16 protein-coding genes and 1 riboswitch are annotated in these 14,623 nt (G+C 59.5%); of the genes, 5 read left to right on the top strand and 11 right to left on the bottom strand.

Annotated features, from left to right (window positions below; translation table 11 throughout):
- Positions 1–122 precede the first annotated feature (122 nt).
- Together hisC and JG746_RS33195 are read left to right on the top strand one after the other, a co-directional pair.
- On the top strand, positions 123–1,232 hold the full coding sequence (hisC, locus tag JG746_RS33200) for a histidinol-phosphate transaminase (protein ID WP_202324451.1): 1,110 nt from the start codon (positions 123–125) through the stop codon (positions 1,230–1,232).
- A 122-nt stretch (positions 1,233–1,354) separates the two neighbouring features.
- Positions 1,355–2,377 (top strand): LLM class flavin-dependent oxidoreductase, encoded by a 1,023-nt coding sequence (locus tag JG746_RS33195; protein WP_096453534.1) that lies wholly within the window; start codon positions 1,355–1,357, stop codon positions 2,375–2,377.
- Between the two features lie 261 nt (positions 2,378–2,638).
- On the opposite strand, the gene JG746_RS33190 is transcribed toward JG746_RS33195, so the two are convergent.
- From JG746_RS33190 to JG746_RS37780, 11 genes are all read right to left on the bottom strand, one after another.
- Positions 2,639–3,409, bottom strand: a complete 771-nt coding sequence (locus tag JG746_RS33190) for a hydroxymethylpyrimidine/phosphomethylpyrimidine kinase (protein ID WP_010913510.1) — start codon at positions 3,407–3,409, stop codon at positions 2,639–2,641.
- Positions 3,400–4,005: a thiamine phosphate synthase gene (locus JG746_RS33185; RefSeq protein WP_096453536.1), complete on the bottom strand. Its 606-nt coding sequence runs from the start codon at positions 4,003–4,005 to the stop codon at positions 3,400–3,402. The genes JG746_RS33190 and JG746_RS33185 overlap by 10 nt, the downstream gene beginning before the upstream one ends.
- Positions 4,002–4,775 carry a thiazole synthase gene (locus tag JG746_RS33180; RefSeq protein ID WP_202324448.1) on the bottom strand — a complete coding sequence of 258 codons (774 nt, stop codon included), beginning with the start codon at positions 4,773–4,775 and terminating at the stop codon, positions 4,002–4,004. Before JG746_RS33180 ends, JG746_RS33185 begins: the two co-directional genes overlap by 4 nt.
- Before the next feature lies 1 nt (position 4,776).
- Complete coding sequence (gene thiS, locus JG746_RS33175; protein ID WP_202324446.1) at positions 4,777–4,974, bottom strand: sulfur carrier protein ThiS; 198 nt, start codon at positions 4,972–4,974, stop codon at positions 4,777–4,779.
- Positions 4,943–5,944, bottom strand: a complete 1,002-nt coding sequence (thiO, locus tag JG746_RS33170) for a glycine oxidase ThiO (RefSeq protein WP_202324443.1) — start codon at positions 5,942–5,944, stop codon at positions 4,943–4,945. Before thiO ends, thiS begins: the two co-directional genes overlap by 32 nt.
- Positions 5,941–7,776: a phosphomethylpyrimidine synthase ThiC gene (thiC, locus tag JG746_RS33165; protein WP_202324441.1), complete on the bottom strand. Its 1,836-nt coding sequence runs from the start codon at positions 7,774–7,776 to the stop codon at positions 5,941–5,943. The genes thiO and thiC overlap by 4 nt, the downstream gene beginning before the upstream one ends.
- A gap of 103 nt (positions 7,777–7,879) precedes the next feature.
- A riboswitch (TPP riboswitch) is annotated at positions 7,880–7,996 on the bottom strand.
- A 281-nt stretch (positions 7,997–8,277) separates the two neighbouring features.
- Positions 8,278–9,015: a 7-carboxy-7-deazaguanine synthase QueE gene (queE, locus tag JG746_RS33160; protein ID WP_202324439.1), complete on the bottom strand. Its 738-nt coding sequence runs from the start codon at positions 9,013–9,015 to the stop codon at positions 8,278–8,280.
- Positions 9,012–9,368: a 6-carboxytetrahydropterin synthase QueD gene (queD, locus tag JG746_RS33155; RefSeq protein ID WP_044548957.1), complete on the bottom strand. Its 357-nt coding sequence runs from the start codon at positions 9,366–9,368 to the stop codon at positions 9,012–9,014. The genes queE and queD overlap by 4 nt, the downstream gene beginning before the upstream one ends.
- A complete protein-coding gene (queC, locus tag JG746_RS33150) occupies positions 9,368–10,066 on the bottom strand; it encodes a 7-cyano-7-deazaguanine synthase QueC (RefSeq protein ID WP_202324436.1) in 699 nt (232 codons plus the stop codon). The genes queD and queC overlap by 1 nt, the downstream gene beginning before the upstream one ends.
- Positions 10,067–10,479: 413 nt before the next feature.
- On the bottom strand, positions 10,480–10,740 hold the full coding sequence (locus JG746_RS37785) for a hypothetical protein (protein ID WP_342215820.1): 261 nt from the start codon (positions 10,738–10,740) through the stop codon (positions 10,480–10,482).
- Positions 10,734–10,976, bottom strand: a complete 243-nt coding sequence (locus JG746_RS37780; protein ID WP_244673241.1) for a Fic family protein — start codon at positions 10,974–10,976, stop codon at positions 10,734–10,736. The genes JG746_RS37785 and JG746_RS37780 overlap by 7 nt, the downstream gene beginning before the upstream one ends.
- Here JG746_RS37780 and JG746_RS37775 point away from each other — a divergent pair.
- From JG746_RS37775 to JG746_RS33135, 3 genes are all read left to right on the top strand, one after another.
- A complete protein-coding gene (locus JG746_RS37775) occupies positions 10,884–11,099 on the top strand; it encodes a hypothetical protein (protein ID WP_244673249.1) in 216 nt (71 codons plus the stop codon). The genes JG746_RS37780 and JG746_RS37775 overlap by 93 nt on opposite strands.
- Positions 11,100–11,569: 470 nt before the next feature.
- A complete protein-coding gene (locus tag JG746_RS33140) occupies positions 11,570–13,003 on the top strand; it encodes a phosphomannomutase (RefSeq protein ID WP_202296399.1) in 1,434 nt (477 codons plus the stop codon).
- Positions 13,003–14,418 (top strand): mannose-1-phosphate guanylyltransferase/mannose-6-phosphate isomerase, encoded by a 1,416-nt coding sequence (locus JG746_RS33135; RefSeq protein ID WP_010913522.1) that lies wholly within the window; start codon positions 13,003–13,005, stop codon positions 14,416–14,418. Before JG746_RS33140 ends, JG746_RS33135 begins: the two co-directional genes overlap by 1 nt.
- Positions 14,419–14,623: the final 205 nt, after the last annotated feature.

The following is a 14,623-nucleotide window of genomic DNA, read 5'->3' as shown; positions in this document are numbered from 1 at the left end:
GCCCGCCCGACCTCGCGGGGTCAATGTGCTGACAACGGCGGTGTGAATGCACTGTTGGTCGGCCATGTGCTCAGACCATCAGTTCATCCCGGATTCCCTCTGCGACTGAAACGGAGAAAAACATGTCCGATGCAAAACTTCAGAGTGTGCTGTCGTCTCTTTCGCAAGTGGCGAGACAGTTAGATGCTCTGCCATCCGATACACCAGCGCCGGATTCAAGTTGGGTAAAACTAAACACGAATGAGAACCCCTTCCCGCTTCCGGAAATCATAATGCAAAGTGCGATTGCAGCTCTCGAACGGCAGTATCTATATCCAGAAGACGATAACATCAGCTTGAGAGAAGCAGCCGCGAATGCCTACAGCGTCTCCATGGATCAGGTGATCGCCGGCAACGGATCGTCTGAACTGCTTGGACTTGTCTACAGAGCATTCCTTACCCCGGGGGATAGCGTGGCGATGATGTCGCCAGGCTTTTCGTTCAACCGCAAACTTGCAACGTTGCAGGGTGCTCAATTTGTCGAAATCGAATTTAGCAAAGATCATTCCTTGCCGATGGAGCAATTGCTCTTCGGTCCTGCAAAGGACGCCAAGTTCATTCTGCTAGCCAATCCGAACAATCCGACTGGAACGTTCGTTCCGGTGGCCGATATCGAACGCCTGGTAGCGAAATCGGACCGCTTGATCGTGCTGGATGAGGCCTACGTCGACTTTGCACCCGAGAATGGTCTACGCCTCATCAATCGCTATTCGAACCTTCTGGTCTTAAGGACATTTTCGAAAAGCTATGCTGCCGCCGGCGTTCGCGTCGGTTTCGGTTTCGGTCATCCTGAAATTATCGGCAGGCTACGCAACATCCAGAACGTCTTCAACATGAATGTGATCGGGCAGGCGGTTGGTATCAGCGTCCTTGCGCACCGCGCCGCCTATGCAGACAACCACAGACACATCAGGCATGAACGACGGCGAGTGACGCTCGCGCTGTCGCAACTTGGATTTTCCGTAATCCCTTCCCACGCAAACTTCTTGCTTGCCCGCGTGCCAACGGCACAGGACGGCTCATGGTGGCAATCAGCCTTCGCAAGGCAAAAAATACTTGTTGCCGTCTTTCCAGATAAAGGTTTGGAAAATTACATCCGCGTCAGCATCGGTACAAAAGAGCAAATGGATGCGTTTCTTCGTGCCACTAGTCGTATTAGCAGAATATTGAATATGTCAACACCCCCGCATTAGGTTGCTAAGGCTCTTAGCATTTCGCAGCCAATAATCCGAGCGATTACACGAGCGAGAAATCTTTAAATTGCTTGGAATACGCAAGCAACCGGACTTTCTGCGTCAAAAATGGAGACAATATCATGGATAAGGCCTTTCCTTCAGGCCTAGCTGTCGGCATCTTCGATCATCTGGACGAGGACGGCCCCGATATCGCCCGACAGTACGAAGATCGCCTGATGTTAGCGGAGGCGTGCGATCACCTTGGGTTCTATGCATATCATCTCGCAGAGCACCATTGTACCCCACATGGGAGAGGTCCCTCACCGAATCTGTTCTTGTCGAGCGTAGCCCAGCGAACCCGGCGCCTTCGTGTCGGCCCGTTGGTAATGCTGCTTGCCCTCTATCATCCGCTACGTGCGTTCGAAGAGATCTGTATGCTGGACCAATTGAGCGGTGGCAGGCTCGAACTTGGGATAGGGCGCGGCTCGCTCCCGATCGAATTGGGTTACTTCGGGATTGGCTCGGACGCGGCGCCAAACCACTATGCGGAAGCCAGCGAAATTCTTATCAATGCGCTGAAGGGCGGCACGCTATCCTATCAAGGTCGCCATTTTGAGTTGAACAGCGTTCCGCTGACGCTAAGAACTCATCAGCGTCCACATCCGCCGACTTGGATCGCCACCAATCGACCGGAATCGGCAGTCTGGGCCGCTGCGAATGGCGTGAACATCGCGTGCGTGGGACCTTCCTCTTCCGTTCGAAGAATCACTGATGCCTTCCGTCGAGAGCACACCAGTGAGGCGGACGACCAAACGCCATTTCTTGGATTGCTCCGAATGGTCGTGATTGGGCGTTCTGAAACAGATGCACGTTCACTCGCCGCACCTGCTTACGAACGGTGGCTCAAGAGCTTTAAATTCCTTTATGATCTTAATGGCATGCCGACTCCACCAAACCTGCCGCTGACCTTCGATGCAGCAATCGAGAAGGAATTGTGCGTAGTAGGAACGGCAGCTTCTGCGGGACAAGCTCTTCTTGAACAGCTGGAAGCGGCAGGTGCAAACTACCTCCTTTGTCAACCGGCGTTTGGGAATCTGTCGTTAGATGCTTCCCTATATACCGCAACGGCGATTCAATCCGCAATTATGGCTCGAGTTGGCTAACCCCGGTTCGAACGTTCGCTCACCCAACAACGTGCCAAGCGGCATGCGGTCGCTAGCGACGACTAGATGCGGGTTTCGGATGACCCATCAACCGGTTGGCACAGAGACATGCGGCTTCCTCCTCAAAGCGGCGTGTTGTTGATAGGCGAAAGCGACCGTGTATGCCGCATTCTCACCCCTCGGATAGGGCCTTCATGTCCTAGGAGTAGACCCACGATCGCCTGCCAGACTTGATCGGAGCGTTGGATACGTTCGGCCCGATCAGCTTTTCGGCCCGAGGTCCTTCGATCCGGCAAGCGCATCGAAAACATATTGCTTGCCTTGGCGCACGCTCGCTTCCAGCGACGCTCCAAGAGCAAGCGAGGCGGCGACTGCGCTGGCCATCATGCAACCCGTTCCGCGCATCCCTCGCGGCAAGCGGGGCGCCTCGAACCGAACTGCAGGTTGGTTCGGCTGCAAAAGCACGTCGACGCAACGGGTTCCTTGTGCATGGCCGCCCTTGACGAGTACGGCGGTCCTCACCGTCCTCGATAGCTCTTCAGCCTGACGACAAGCCCCTTCTTCGTCCGCGGCCGGTGACGAGCCGGTAAACGCAGCCAGCTCGACCAGGTTAGGCGTTACAAGCCGGCAGATCGGCATCAGATCGTGGCGCAGCATATTAATGGCATCGTCCGCCAGCAGATTGCGTCCCGAGGTAGAGGCCAAGACCGGGTCGAGTACCACAGGCACTTGGCGGTTGACCAAAACAGCGCCGACTGCCTCAACAGCCGCCGATGTCCCAATCATGCCTATCTTGACGGCCGCGACAGCGTTGGCAGCGAACGCGGCGCGCATCTGAGCGGCGACAAGCTCCGACGGCACAAGCTTGACGTGCTCGACAGCCGAATGCGTCTGGACTGTCACGGCGGTGATGGCAAGACAACTTCGCACCCCGAAGGCGGAAACCGTTTCTATATCGCGGGCAATTCCAGCTCCACCGCTGGAGTCCGACCCGCCAACGACAAGCACATGCGGTTCTCGCCTCAGCGCCATCGCTCCGTCTTTTCGATCCATTCTCGTGTGCGCGCTTCGGGATCGGCATTCAGCGTGATGTCGGTCACGACGGCCGCGCTGTCCACGCCAGCCGCAAAGACACCGTCGAGCCGGTCAGGATTGAGGCCTCCAATGGCGACCAATGGGACAGGTGCGACCCGGCGCTTCCACTCGCGGATTCGTTCGAGCCCTTGCGGCGCCCATTTCATCTTCTTCAGGATGGTTGGGTAGATGGGACCGAGCGCGATGTAGTCGGGCTCGGCAAACAAGGCCGTCTCCAGTTCGACATGATCATGCGTGCTCAGCCCGAGCCTGACGCCGGCTGCCCGTATCCGCGCGCGGTCGGCGGTCTGCAAATCCTCCTGGCCGAGATGGACGAAGTTGCAGCCTTCCTCGATTGCCAGGCGCCAATGGTCATTGACGATGAGCTGGCTTTGGTGCTCGGCGCACAAGGCCGTTGCCTTCCGGATTTCCGCGCGCAACCCGGCCTCATCCTTGGTCTTGATACGCAGCTGCACCAGCTTGACGCCGAGCGGCAGCAGCCGTTCGATCCAGGCTGCGCTGTCGACGATTAGGTAGAACGGATCGAGCTTCATGAGAAAACCGCCCTGCCGAATATCGGCGTCGACGGCACGGCGACCTCGCGTGGCTCGAGCAATCCTGAACTGAAGGCTTCGCGACCGGCATCGACCGCCTTGCCGAACGCACGCGCCATGCCGACCGGATCGGCCGCCCTGGCGACCGCCGTGTTCAGGAGCACGGCGTCGAAACCGAGCTCCATGACCGTTGCGGCGTGTGACGGTCGCCCGAGGCCTGCATCCACGATCAGCGGGACGTCAGGGAAATGTCCGCGCATCGAGCGCAGTGCCGTCATGTTGACCGGTCCGAGGGCGGAACCGATCGGCGCGCACCACGGCATCAAGACCCTGCAGCCCGCCTCCAGCAGCCGTTCGGCCACGACAAGGTCGTCGGTGGTATAGGGGAATACCGAAAAGCCATCTTCGCACAGGATGCGGGCGCCTTCGACCAGGCCGAACACGTCTGGCTGCAGCGTGTCGTGGCTGCCGATCACTTCGAGCTTGATCCAGCTCGTACCGAAGACGTCGCGCGCCATCCTCGCGGTCGTGACCGCTTCCTTGACCGAATGGCAGCCGGCAGTATTGGGCAGGATTTTCGTGCCGAGTGAGCGGATCAGCGACCAGAATCTTTCGCCGGCCCTGCCGCCTGCCATCTCCCGCCGCAAGGAGACGGTCACCACCGACGTCCCCGACGCCTTCACCGCGTCGGCGAGGATGGCCGGCGACGGATACTGAGCCGTGCCGAGAAGCAGGCGGGAGGGAAGTGGCGTCCCGAAAAGCTCCAGCATGCTAGCCTCCCTGCATGGGCGAGAGGATTTCGATCCGGTCGCCGTCGCTCAACTGGAATTCTGCCCGCCGGGCTTTGTGCACGACGTCGCTGTTGACGGCCGTCGCCAGCCAATCGCCCTCATAGTCGAGCGCCGCAAGCAGCGCCGCCAGCGTGGTGGCGGCAACCTCACGCGCTTCGCCGTTGACCATCAGTTTCATGAGTAGGTTCCTTGGTTCCGTCTTGATTGAAAACCAGGTCGGCAGCTTGGCGCGCCATGGCGGGGGCGAGGAGAAAACCGTGACGATAGAGCCCATTGATCGCGACGGTGTCTCCGCTCGCTTCGACGCGGGGCAGGTTGTCGGGAAAGGCCGGACGAACGCCGACACCGGTTTCAACGATCTCGGCCTCGCCAAAGGCCGGATGGAGGGCATAGGCCGCGCCCAAAAGCTCCATCATTGAACGAGCCGTGACAGGTCCAGTGGACTGGCTCTCGATCATCGTCGCGCCGATCATGAAACGGTGGTCGGTGCGTGGCACCATATAGAGCGGAAAGCGCGGATGAAGCAGCCGGACCGGGCGCGACAGCGAGACATCAGGCGTACGCAGGATCAGCATCTCGCCACGAACGCCACGCAGCCTTCCATCGACGGCGGACATTCCCGTGCAGTCGATTTGACGACCGAACCCGGAAACAGCCGGGGCATCGGCGCAGAAGTGGAATTCGACTCCCATCGCCGCCAGCCTGTCATGAAGTGCCGCCATCGCCTGGCGCGGGTCGAGATGGGCTTCGTCGGAGAAGAGCAGTCCGCGGCGGAAGCGGCCGGCGAGGTCGGGCTCCAGCAACGCGATTTCATCCTCATCGACGCGCCGATGACCCGACGTGCGGCTGGCGAACCGGTCGAGTTCGCCCGCATCGCGCGGCGCGGCCACGACCAGTGTTCCGGCCCGCGTCACCTGCCCGGGCGTTGCCGCCTCCCACCAGTCGGCGGCATCGCGTCCGAGATCCAGCACCGGTTGCTCGGCGCTTTCGCGCTCGCACCATGGCGCCAGCATGCCGCCGGCGAACCACGACGCATTGCCGCCGAGGCCATGTCTTGTCTCAGCAACTGTCACCGCCGCGCCGCGCGTGGCGAGTTCGAAGGCTGCGGTGAGACCGGCGACGCCGGCCCCTTTGACCAGCACCCTCATGACCGCTCATGCGCCTCCGGCACCAGCGGTGTGCCGGTCTCGTCCGCCGGCACGTAGAGATCGCCGCCCTCGCGGTATTTCGCCGCCATCGCCGCCATGCCCTCCTTCTGCGCTTCGGCACGAATGTCGTGGGAAATCCGCATCGAGCAGAATTTCGGCCCGCACATCGAGCAGAAATGCGCCAGCTTGTGCGCTTCCTTGGGCAAGGTCTGGTCGTGGAAGGACCGCGCTGTTTCGGGATCGAGCGACAGGTTGAACTGGTCCTCCCAGCGGAACTCGAAGCGCGCGCGGGAAAGGGCGTCATCCCTGACTTTCGCCGCCGGATGCCCCTTCCCTAGGTCGGCGGCGTGTGCTGCGATCTTGTAGGTGATCACGCCAATCTTGACGTCGTTGCGATCGGGAAGGCCGAGATGTTCCTTCGGTGTGACGTAGCAGAGCATGGCGGTGCCGAACCAGCCGATCATGGCGGCGCCGATACCTGAGGTGATGTGGTCGTAACCCGGCGCGATGTCGGTCGTCAGCGGTCCAAGCGTATAGAAAGGCGCCTCGCCGCAGACGGCGAGTTGCTTGTCCATGTTCTCCTTGATCTTGTGCATCGGCACGTGGCCGGGCCCCTCGATCATCACCTGGCAATCCTTGGCCCAGGCGATCTTCGTCAGCTCGCCGAGCGTTTCCAGCTCGGCGAATTGCGCCGCGTCGTTGGCGTCGGCGATCGAGCCGGGACGAAGGCCGTCGCCGAGCGAAAAGGACACGTCATAGGCGCGGCAGATGTCGCAGATTTCGGCGAAATGCTCGTAAAGGAAGCTCTCCCGGTGATGGTGCAGGCACCATTTGGCCATGATCGACCCGCCGCGCGACACGATACCCGTGACCCGGTCGACCGTCAGCGGGATGTAGTGCAGCCGCACGCCTGCGTGGATGGTGAAATAGTCGACGCCCTGTTCGGCCTGTTCGATCAGCGTGTCGCGGTAGACCTCCCAGCTCAGATCCTCGGCGATGCCGTTGACCTTTTCGAGCGCCTGATAGAGAGGCACCGTGCCGATCGGCACCGGCGCATTGCGCACGATCCATTCGCGGATGTTGTGGATGTTGCGGCCGGTCGAGAGGTCCATCACCGTATCGGCGCCCCAGCGGATCGCCCAGACCATCTTTTCGACCTCCTCGGCCATCGAGGAGGTGACCGCCGAGTTGCCGATATTGGCGTTGATCTTGACCAGGAAATTGCGGCCGATGATCATCGGCTCGCTCTCGGGATGATTGATGTTGGCGGGAATGATTGCGCGCCCGCGAGCCACCTCGTCACGCACGAATTCCGGCGTGACGAGGTCGGGGATCGATGCGCCGAAGGCTTCGCCGTCGCGTTGCAGCGTGCCGCGCAGCATCTCGCGGCCGAGGTTCTCGCGGATGGCGACGAACTCCATTTCAGGCGTGATGATGCCGGCGCGGGCATAGGCAAGCTGCGTCACCGCCTTACCTGACCTGGCCCTGAGCGGCCGATTGCGAATGGGAAATTCCGGCGTCAGGCGCTCACCCACCGCGAATCCATTGTCTTCCGGCCGGACATGGCGGCCGTCATAGGCTTCGACATCGCCGCGCGCGGTAATCCATTCATGGCGAAGCCGGGCGAGGCCCTTTTCAATGCTGGTTTCGACTGTCGGGTCGGTATAGGGGCCTGATGGATCGTAGACGATGACGGGCGGCTCGCCGGCCGTTGGATGAACGGAGATTTCGCGCATCGGCACCCTGATCTGCGGGTGGAGGACGCCGGATTTGTGGATTTTCCGCGAGGCGGGCAGTGGTCCCGTCGACACGGCGGGGGTGAGGGCATTCATCGTGAGGCTCCTTTGCTCATGCATTGGAGACCCAGTTCTGTGCCGGAAGGATGAAAAGACGCTTTGGTCGGCCTGCCGAAACAGGACCTCGGGCGTAAACTCCCGCAAAGCGCTTGCACCGTCCCTACGCCAGTATGAACTGGATCAGGTTCAACGGGTCACTGCGCCGCGAAAGCCAGCAGTATCTCAGCCCCTTGCCGGGACTCCCCTGGTGAATGCATCGAATTGAACGGCCCGTCGCTATTTTGTCAAGCGCATTCGTCCCGCAGCGGTGATCGGCAACCAAACAAACCCAGCGGAAAAGCATGGTAGTATCGAGAGCAAGTCACGCTCCAGAGGAGCGGTGAAGCGCCCCCAATAAGGCGAGCCCTCATGCGGATTTCGGTGCCTTTTCCAGCACGGTGTTTTCGGGGCTTTCCGGAACGACGCTGCTGCCGCCCAGTTGGGTGAGATTGCTATAGAGGTCTGTCTTGCTCGTCGTCGGCAATCCTTCCCCTTCGGCTAGACGCCCCGTTTGTTTCCCCAGAGCAGAACATGAAGCTGCGGCAGTACACGCGCCTCGAACCACCTGTCACGGGTCACTTTTTCAACCAGCCATTCCATGCGCCTCATCACACCGGCCATGTCGATGAACCCGTCTTCGTTGCCGGGACGCGGCGGCGTGTGATTGCCGGGCTGCAGATAGACGGGTAATTGCGGGTAGCGCGCCGCGGCGTCTTTGGCATAGGCATAGTCATCTTCGTCGAAGACGACGAGCTTGAGCGCCGTCTGCGGCTTATCCTGCGCCGCCTCTAAGCAGGCGTCGAACGCGGCCCAATCTGTCGTCATTTCACTTGAGGGCGGCTTGGGGCTGAGTACCAGCACGTCGAGATCCGCGAACCATTGCTTAGACACCGAACCTTGGGTTTCCAATGCAAAACGGTAGCCCTCACCATGCCCGCGGTCGATCAACTGGCCAAGCGGCTGGATGGCCGGATTGCCGCCCGACAGCGATACCATCACGGGCTGACCGCCGGAAAGTGCAATGACCTTTTGCCAAACCGCGTCGGAAGACATCATCTCCCAATCATGGCGGAAGCGACGGTCCACCGCATGCAGGCTGTCGCACCAGGAACAGCGATAATCGCACCCGCCGGTTCTTACGAACACCGTCGGCAAGCCGATCAGCACGCCTTCGCCCTGAATGGTCGGCCCAAAAATCTCGCTCACCCGGATTCCGGGATGCAACGCGCAAGTCATGGTCGGTATTCCGCCCAGGTTTTCGGCGTCTCGCTCACCCGCACGGCGGAGGTTTCGGGTAGCCGCACCTTGCACCAGTCGTAGAAGTGCCTGGCCAGACATTCCGCTGTGGCATGGTCATGCCCCAGCACGTCGTTAAGATGCCGATGGTCGAACGTCCCATCGATGTAGTGCTTGAACGCCGCCAGATCTTGGTAGTCGCGCACAAAGCCGTGTTCGTCCAGTTCGCCACCTGAAAGCTCCACTACGACGATGTAGTTGTGGCCGTGCAGACGTGCGCACTGATGATCTGGTGGCAAGGAGGTGAGCTGATGCGAGGCCGAGAAGTGGAACTCTTTGGTAATGCGGAACATCACGCGCTCCTTGTCTGGATAGCGTGGAGCCAGAAGTCTGCGTCCTCATAATCTGTCGGGTCGGTGATGCCGGCCAGATCGAATGCTTCGCGCCGTTCGACGCATGTCCCGCAGCGACCGCAATGACGTGCACCGCCCTTGTAGCAGGACCACGTCGCCTCGAACGGTGTGGCGTACTTTGCCCCCTCGCTGACGATGTCGGCCTTCGACATATTCACATACGGAGCGTACAGGCGGATATCGGCGTAGCCTGCGAGGGCATGGTTCTGCATCGTCTGAAAGGCGTCGATAAAAGCGGGCCGGCAATCGGGATAGATGAAATGATCTCCGCCGTGGACGGCAGTGGCCACCGCATCGGCCTTCTTCGCGGCGGCAACCCCGAAGGCGATGGCCAGCATGATGGCGTTCCTATTCGGCACCACCGTGATCCTCATGGAGTCTTCGGCATAGTGCCCGTCGGGCACGTCCACATTATCAGTCAGCGCCGAGCCGCTCAGGTTCCGGCCAACATCGCGGATATCGACGATCTGGTGCGGAACAGCCAGCCGCTTGGCGCAGATAGCGGCAAAGCCGAGTTCCTTTTTGTGCCTCTGGCCGTAATCGAACGAAAGCAGGCCAATGAGTTTCTGCTCGGTCGCCACCTTGTGAGCGAGCGAAACAGAGTCCAATCCGCCGGAGCAGATGACGAGGGCTTTCATGGTTTGAATCCTTGTTTTGACCGGGTAAGGCTGCGACCGGAGATTTCTCTGCGTTCCCACTACTCCACGGAGCCGGTTTTGTGAATGGGGTGGACGCGATTGAGCGCACGTACCTTGTTGTCAGCGTCCCCAAGATGACTTGCACGCGACTTGTCGCGTATCTTCGACCGCTGGGGTGCTGACGCCGGCACTGCGTATATAGGCGTATAGATGATGCAGAAATCACTGCCGTGGCGCAGCAGCATTCCCGACACACCTTCGGCTTGTCCGGTTTGCCCCAGAACTTGACGTCCCGAGTTTCGGCGCTAACGCAAGGGTCGACCGGCAGTCCCAGGGAAAGGCTTCTGCCGCGTGCTTTGCCGTTTTCTGGTCTGCGCATAGATCGCCTCGAGCCGCCCGCGCTTCGTCATTGGTCAGAGCCGGGAATTCCTTTCCGAGGGCGCGGCTCGATAGGGGCCACCATTCTGGTTAAGGAAACGGAAGAGCAGATCGATCAGCCGCTTGGGCGTGTCGATAAAGGCATTCACCTGTTGCCGGAATTGATCGTAGCGCTGCAGAAAAGCTGTTTCGTAAGGAAGGTACCGTTCGATCGTCCGCCGAAGGCAGGCATAAAGAAATTCGGCGTGCGGGGTTGCATCGAAGTATCGGTAGAAATCCCCGGTGTCATTCAGCACCCGGACGTTGAATTGCGGCGTCGGTTCCCATTCGACCAATGGCAGAAGGCGCTTCGAATTGCTCTCCAGCACGCGCCTGTACTCGTCGATCTGGTCCAGGATCGCGGCCGAGACGGGAAACACCACTCCCGGCGATTGAAGCTGTGCATGGCAAGGACGTGGTGGATCAGGTAGCGGTGAATGCGGCCGTTTCCGTCCTCGAACGGATGGATGTAGACAAAGCCGAAGGCGAAGATTGCGGCGGCGACGACTGCATCAAGGTTTTGCGCTGGGCCTTGATCGAACGCAATTCCAGAAACAACTTTCTGAAGGGCGTCGCAAGGCAAGACATTGTCGGCGCTGATCGTCGCCCCAACTGATCCAAGCATCGGTTCCTGCTTGGGTCCAGCGCCCTAGGCGACGCCATGGTCGGCGAGCGCTCTGGCTGACCTTAATCCATTACCCAAGAATCACAGGGTTCCATTGCGCTGATCGAGACGGCTTTCTAGCCCTATCCATGCCATGGATGCGTTCCATCCAAACAACCAAGTTTACGGACCTGTCATGATGCTGCATAGCGAAATACCGGCAGGCACCGATCGATCACTCCACTTCCTTGATCATTAGATGAGCCCGCCAAAAGATTCCATTAGAAGGAGAACTGTGGATGCCCCTGTGCCAGTGGATGCCCTGCTGTTCGGCGGAACTCTGAGGGGTCCTTACGCCACACCGTGTTGTAGAGACCGCATACCTGAACAGCAGGTGCCTGAGAACGATGGCGCTTGCAGTAGAAAGTACTAGCCCATTGCAACATTACCCCACCCTGCCTGTCCACTAGCAAAGCGAAATCATGAAATTCGGGTCAAGCGGCGTTCGAGGTTTGGCTTCGGAATTGGTCGGCAAGGCCAGCGGACTTTATACCGAAGCTTTCGCTTGGCGTTTGATTTCCAGCCGGGTTCAGCCGAATAGTTCAGTCTTCATAGGCCGCGACCTACGTGACAGCAGTCAGGCGATAGCCAACAATTGCATGGCGGCGTTGGCCGCAAATGGTTTCCAGCCGATCGATTGCGGCACCATACCCACGCCTGCCCTGGCACTATATGCATGCAAACACGGCGCGGCGGCTCTTATGGTCACCGGGTCGCACATTCCAGCCGATCGCAATGGCATCAAATTCTATGGCCCGAATGGTGAAATCAGCAAGGCGGATGAGGCCGCGATTACGCGCTTTGTAGCCGAAAGATCAATTGCGTATTGCTTACCAACGGCTTGTCTGGGAACGACGTGGCCTATGCACCGTGAAGAAGCGATCGCCTCTTATCGAGAGCGCGCCCATGACATGCTGGAGCCGGGCTCACTTTCCGGCATGAGACTTGGTGTCTATCAGCACAGTTCGGTCGCGGCGGAACTGTTGGTACAGGTTCTTCGATCGCTCGGTGCCAGCGTGGTCGCCGTCGGGAAAACCGGGACCTTCGTACCTGTCGATACCGAAGCCGTGGACGCAGCAACAATCGCAAAATTGAAGAAGTGGGTCCGCGAATTCGGTCTCGATGCCATCGTGTCGACCGATGCGGACGCTGATCGGCCACTCATCGCTGATGAAAATGGCGATCTTCTTCGCGGCGACCTGGTTGGGCTTGCAACGGCTCTTTTCCTGAAGGCAGACACGATCGTGACGCCAGTGACCTCCAATTCGGGAATTTCGAAGGCCTTGGGTTTCGCGGTCCAGAGGACGAAAGTCGGGTCTCCATTTGTCATTGAAGCAATGGAAGCATTACACGGCGCCGGCGGCGTCATCGTCGGCTTTGAGGCCAATGGTGGTGTTCTGCTGGGCTCGGATTGTGTCGTGAATGGGAAGACATTGACTGCACTGCCGACGCGGGACTCATTCCTCCCGATTTTGGCCGTGCTCAGTACCATGGCGTCGACAAAAAAGAAGCTGTCGCGACTGCGCGGGCTTTGGAATCTTCCTGTGTGCGCCAGTGACCGGCTTCAGAACTTCCCCGCGGAAAGTTCGCGCAGATTGATGGATCATCTCGCAAGCCGGAACGCACTGCAGCACTTTCTTGCCTCGTTCGGGACCGTCGCCGAAATTGACGAAACCGATGGCCTCAGGGCGCGGATGCTTTCAGGTGAGATCATACATCTGCGGCCTTCCGGCAATGCCCCGGAACTGCGCTGCTACTCGGAAGCTTCGACCGAGAGCAGGGCCATGGCGATCGTCGCCTCGACGCTGCAAGGGGCACATGCGTTCGCGCTTACAGACGAGATAGAGGACCTTTGATGAAAGTGGTTCCGGTCATCATCAGCGGTGGAGCTGGTTCGCGGCTCTGGCCCGCCTCAAGGCAATCGCACCCCAAACCTTTTCTCAAGGTGGCGGATGGACTTTCGCTCATCCAGCACACCGTGTTGCGCGCCGCTTCGATGCAGCATGTCGTGGAGCTTGTTACCGTGACGTCCACGGGGCACCTCTTCCTTACGAAAGACGTTTTCGACGAGCTGGATTCCGTTGTTTTGCCACGCACCTTTCTGCTTGAGCCTGAGGGTCGGGATACCGCCGCCGCCGTCGCTGCGGCAACCGTCCATGCCAAGGCAACACAGGGTCCCGATGCTGTTCTGTGTGTTTTTCCCGCCGACCATATGATTGGTGATCTGCCCGCATTTCAAACCGCCATGAACCGGGCAATCGAACAGGCGCTGCAGGGGCGTATCGCAACCTTGGGGATAACCCCGGATAGGCCAGACACCGCATTCGGCTACATCGAGGCCGACGGTGAGAAAGTTGTCCGGTTCGTCGAGAAACCGAACGCCGAGACTGCCAAATCTTATGTCGCGTCCAAACGTTTCTTCTGGAACGCCGGCATCTTCTGCTTCAAGGCGCAGGTCATGCTCGACGAAATGGCTGCGCATTGCCCGCAGGTGATCGATGCCGTTCTCGATAGCTATGATAATGCTCGCGTCAGCCACGGCGAACATGTTGCCAGCGTCGAACTCTCATCTGAGCACTTCGCCATGGCGCCGCGTATTTCACTCGACCATGCGGTGATGGAAAAAACCCACAATCTCGCTGTCGTTCCCTGCGAAATGGGGTGGAACGACATTGGATCTTGGAACGCAATGGCCGAACTGGTCGCCGCTGACGGGAGCGGCAACAGGATTCGCGGCGATGTCCATGTGGTCGACACCGTGGGCAGTTACATAAGCTCGGACAAACGCGTCATCGGCACCGTCGGCATCAGCGACCTGGTGATCGTGGATTCCCCCGATGCATTGCTGGTTGCATCCCGCGATCGCGTCCAGGACGTCAAGAAACTCTTCGAGGGACTCAAGGCTGCGGGACATGAAGCGCACTTGCTTCACAGTACCGTGCACCGGCCCTGGGGCACCTACACGGTTCTGGAGGAAAGCGAGCGCTTCAAGATCAAGCGCATCGAGGTGAAGCCGGGCGGACGCTTGAGCCTGCAGATGCACCATCACCGCTCCGAGCACTGGGTCGTGGTCAGCGGCACTGCGAAAATAGTCAACGGCGACCAGGAGCTACTCCTGACCACTAATCAATCCACCTATATCCCTTGCGGCCACAAACACCGGCTCGAAAACCCCGGCAATATCGGACTGGTGATGATCGAGGTACAAAGCGGCGAGTATCTCGGCGAAGATGACATCGTGCGGCTTGAGGACGTATACGGTCGAACGTGACAGTCCAACGTCACATGCCCTACGGTGGCTGGCAGACCGAACCTGCGTCGGCATGTGGGCTGTCAGGCGACCGGCGGCTAGGCAAGGCGAGGCAAACCAGAACAGGTTTTATGAGTATGGCTAGTGAGCGATGTCGAAACGACAGGCTGGCCGAATTGTTGAGACGGCAGTTTTCCGGCGAGATTGTCAGACGACACTTGCGCAT

The sequence above is a fragment of the Mesorhizobium sp. 113-3-3 genome, from assembly GCF_016756495.1.
Taxonomy (GTDB): domain Bacteria; phylum Pseudomonadota; class Alphaproteobacteria; order Rhizobiales; family Rhizobiaceae; genus Mesorhizobium.
The sequence above is the reverse complement of the archived record's forward strand: the minus strand, read 5'-3'. Positions and strand labels throughout refer to the sequence as shown.

Bases quoted from the DNA above. Each gene is read 5' to 3' on its own strand.
- hisC (WP_202324451.1), top strand. From the start codon at position 123: ATGTCCGATGCAAAACTTCAGAGTGTGCTGTCGTCTCTTTCGCAAGTG.
- JG746_RS33195 (WP_096453534.1), top strand. From the start codon at position 1,355: ATGGATAAGGCCTTTCCTTCAGGCCTAGCTGTCGGCATCTTCGATCAT.
- JG746_RS33190 (WP_010913510.1), bottom strand. From the start codon at position 3,409: ATGGCGCTGAGGCGAGAACCGCATGTGCTTGTCGTTGGCGGGTCGGAC.
- JG746_RS33185 (WP_096453536.1), bottom strand. From the start codon at position 4,005: ATGAAGCTCGATCCGTTCTACCTAATCGTCGACAGCGCAGCCTGGATC.
- JG746_RS33180 (WP_202324448.1), bottom strand. From the start codon at position 4,775: ATGCTGGAGCTTTTCGGGACGCCACTTCCCTCCCGCCTGCTTCTCGGC.
- thiS (WP_202324446.1), bottom strand. From the start codon at position 4,974: ATGAAACTGATGGTCAACGGCGAAGCGCGTGAGGTTGCCGCCACCACG.
- thiO (WP_202324443.1), bottom strand. From the start codon at position 5,944: ATGAGGGTGCTGGTCAAAGGGGCCGGCGTCGCCGGTCTCACCGCAGCC.
- thiC (WP_202324441.1), bottom strand. From the start codon at position 7,776: ATGAATGCCCTCACCCCCGCCGTGTCGACGGGACCACTGCCCGCCTCG.
- queE (WP_202324439.1), bottom strand. From the start codon at position 9,015: ATGACTTGCGCGTTGCATCCCGGAATCCGGGTGAGCGAGATTTTTGGG.
- queD (WP_044548957.1), bottom strand. From the start codon at position 9,368: ATGTTCCGCATTACCAAAGAGTTCCACTTCTCGGCCTCGCATCAGCTC.
- queC (WP_202324436.1), bottom strand. From the start codon at position 10,066: ATGAAAGCCCTCGTCATCTGCTCCGGCGGATTGGACTCTGTTTCGCTC.
- JG746_RS33140 (WP_202296399.1), top strand. From the start codon at position 11,570: ATGAAATTCGGGTCAAGCGGCGTTCGAGGTTTGGCTTCGGAATTGGTC.
- JG746_RS33135 (WP_010913522.1), top strand. From the start codon at position 13,003: ATGAAAGTGGTTCCGGTCATCATCAGCGGTGGAGCTGGTTCGCGGCTC.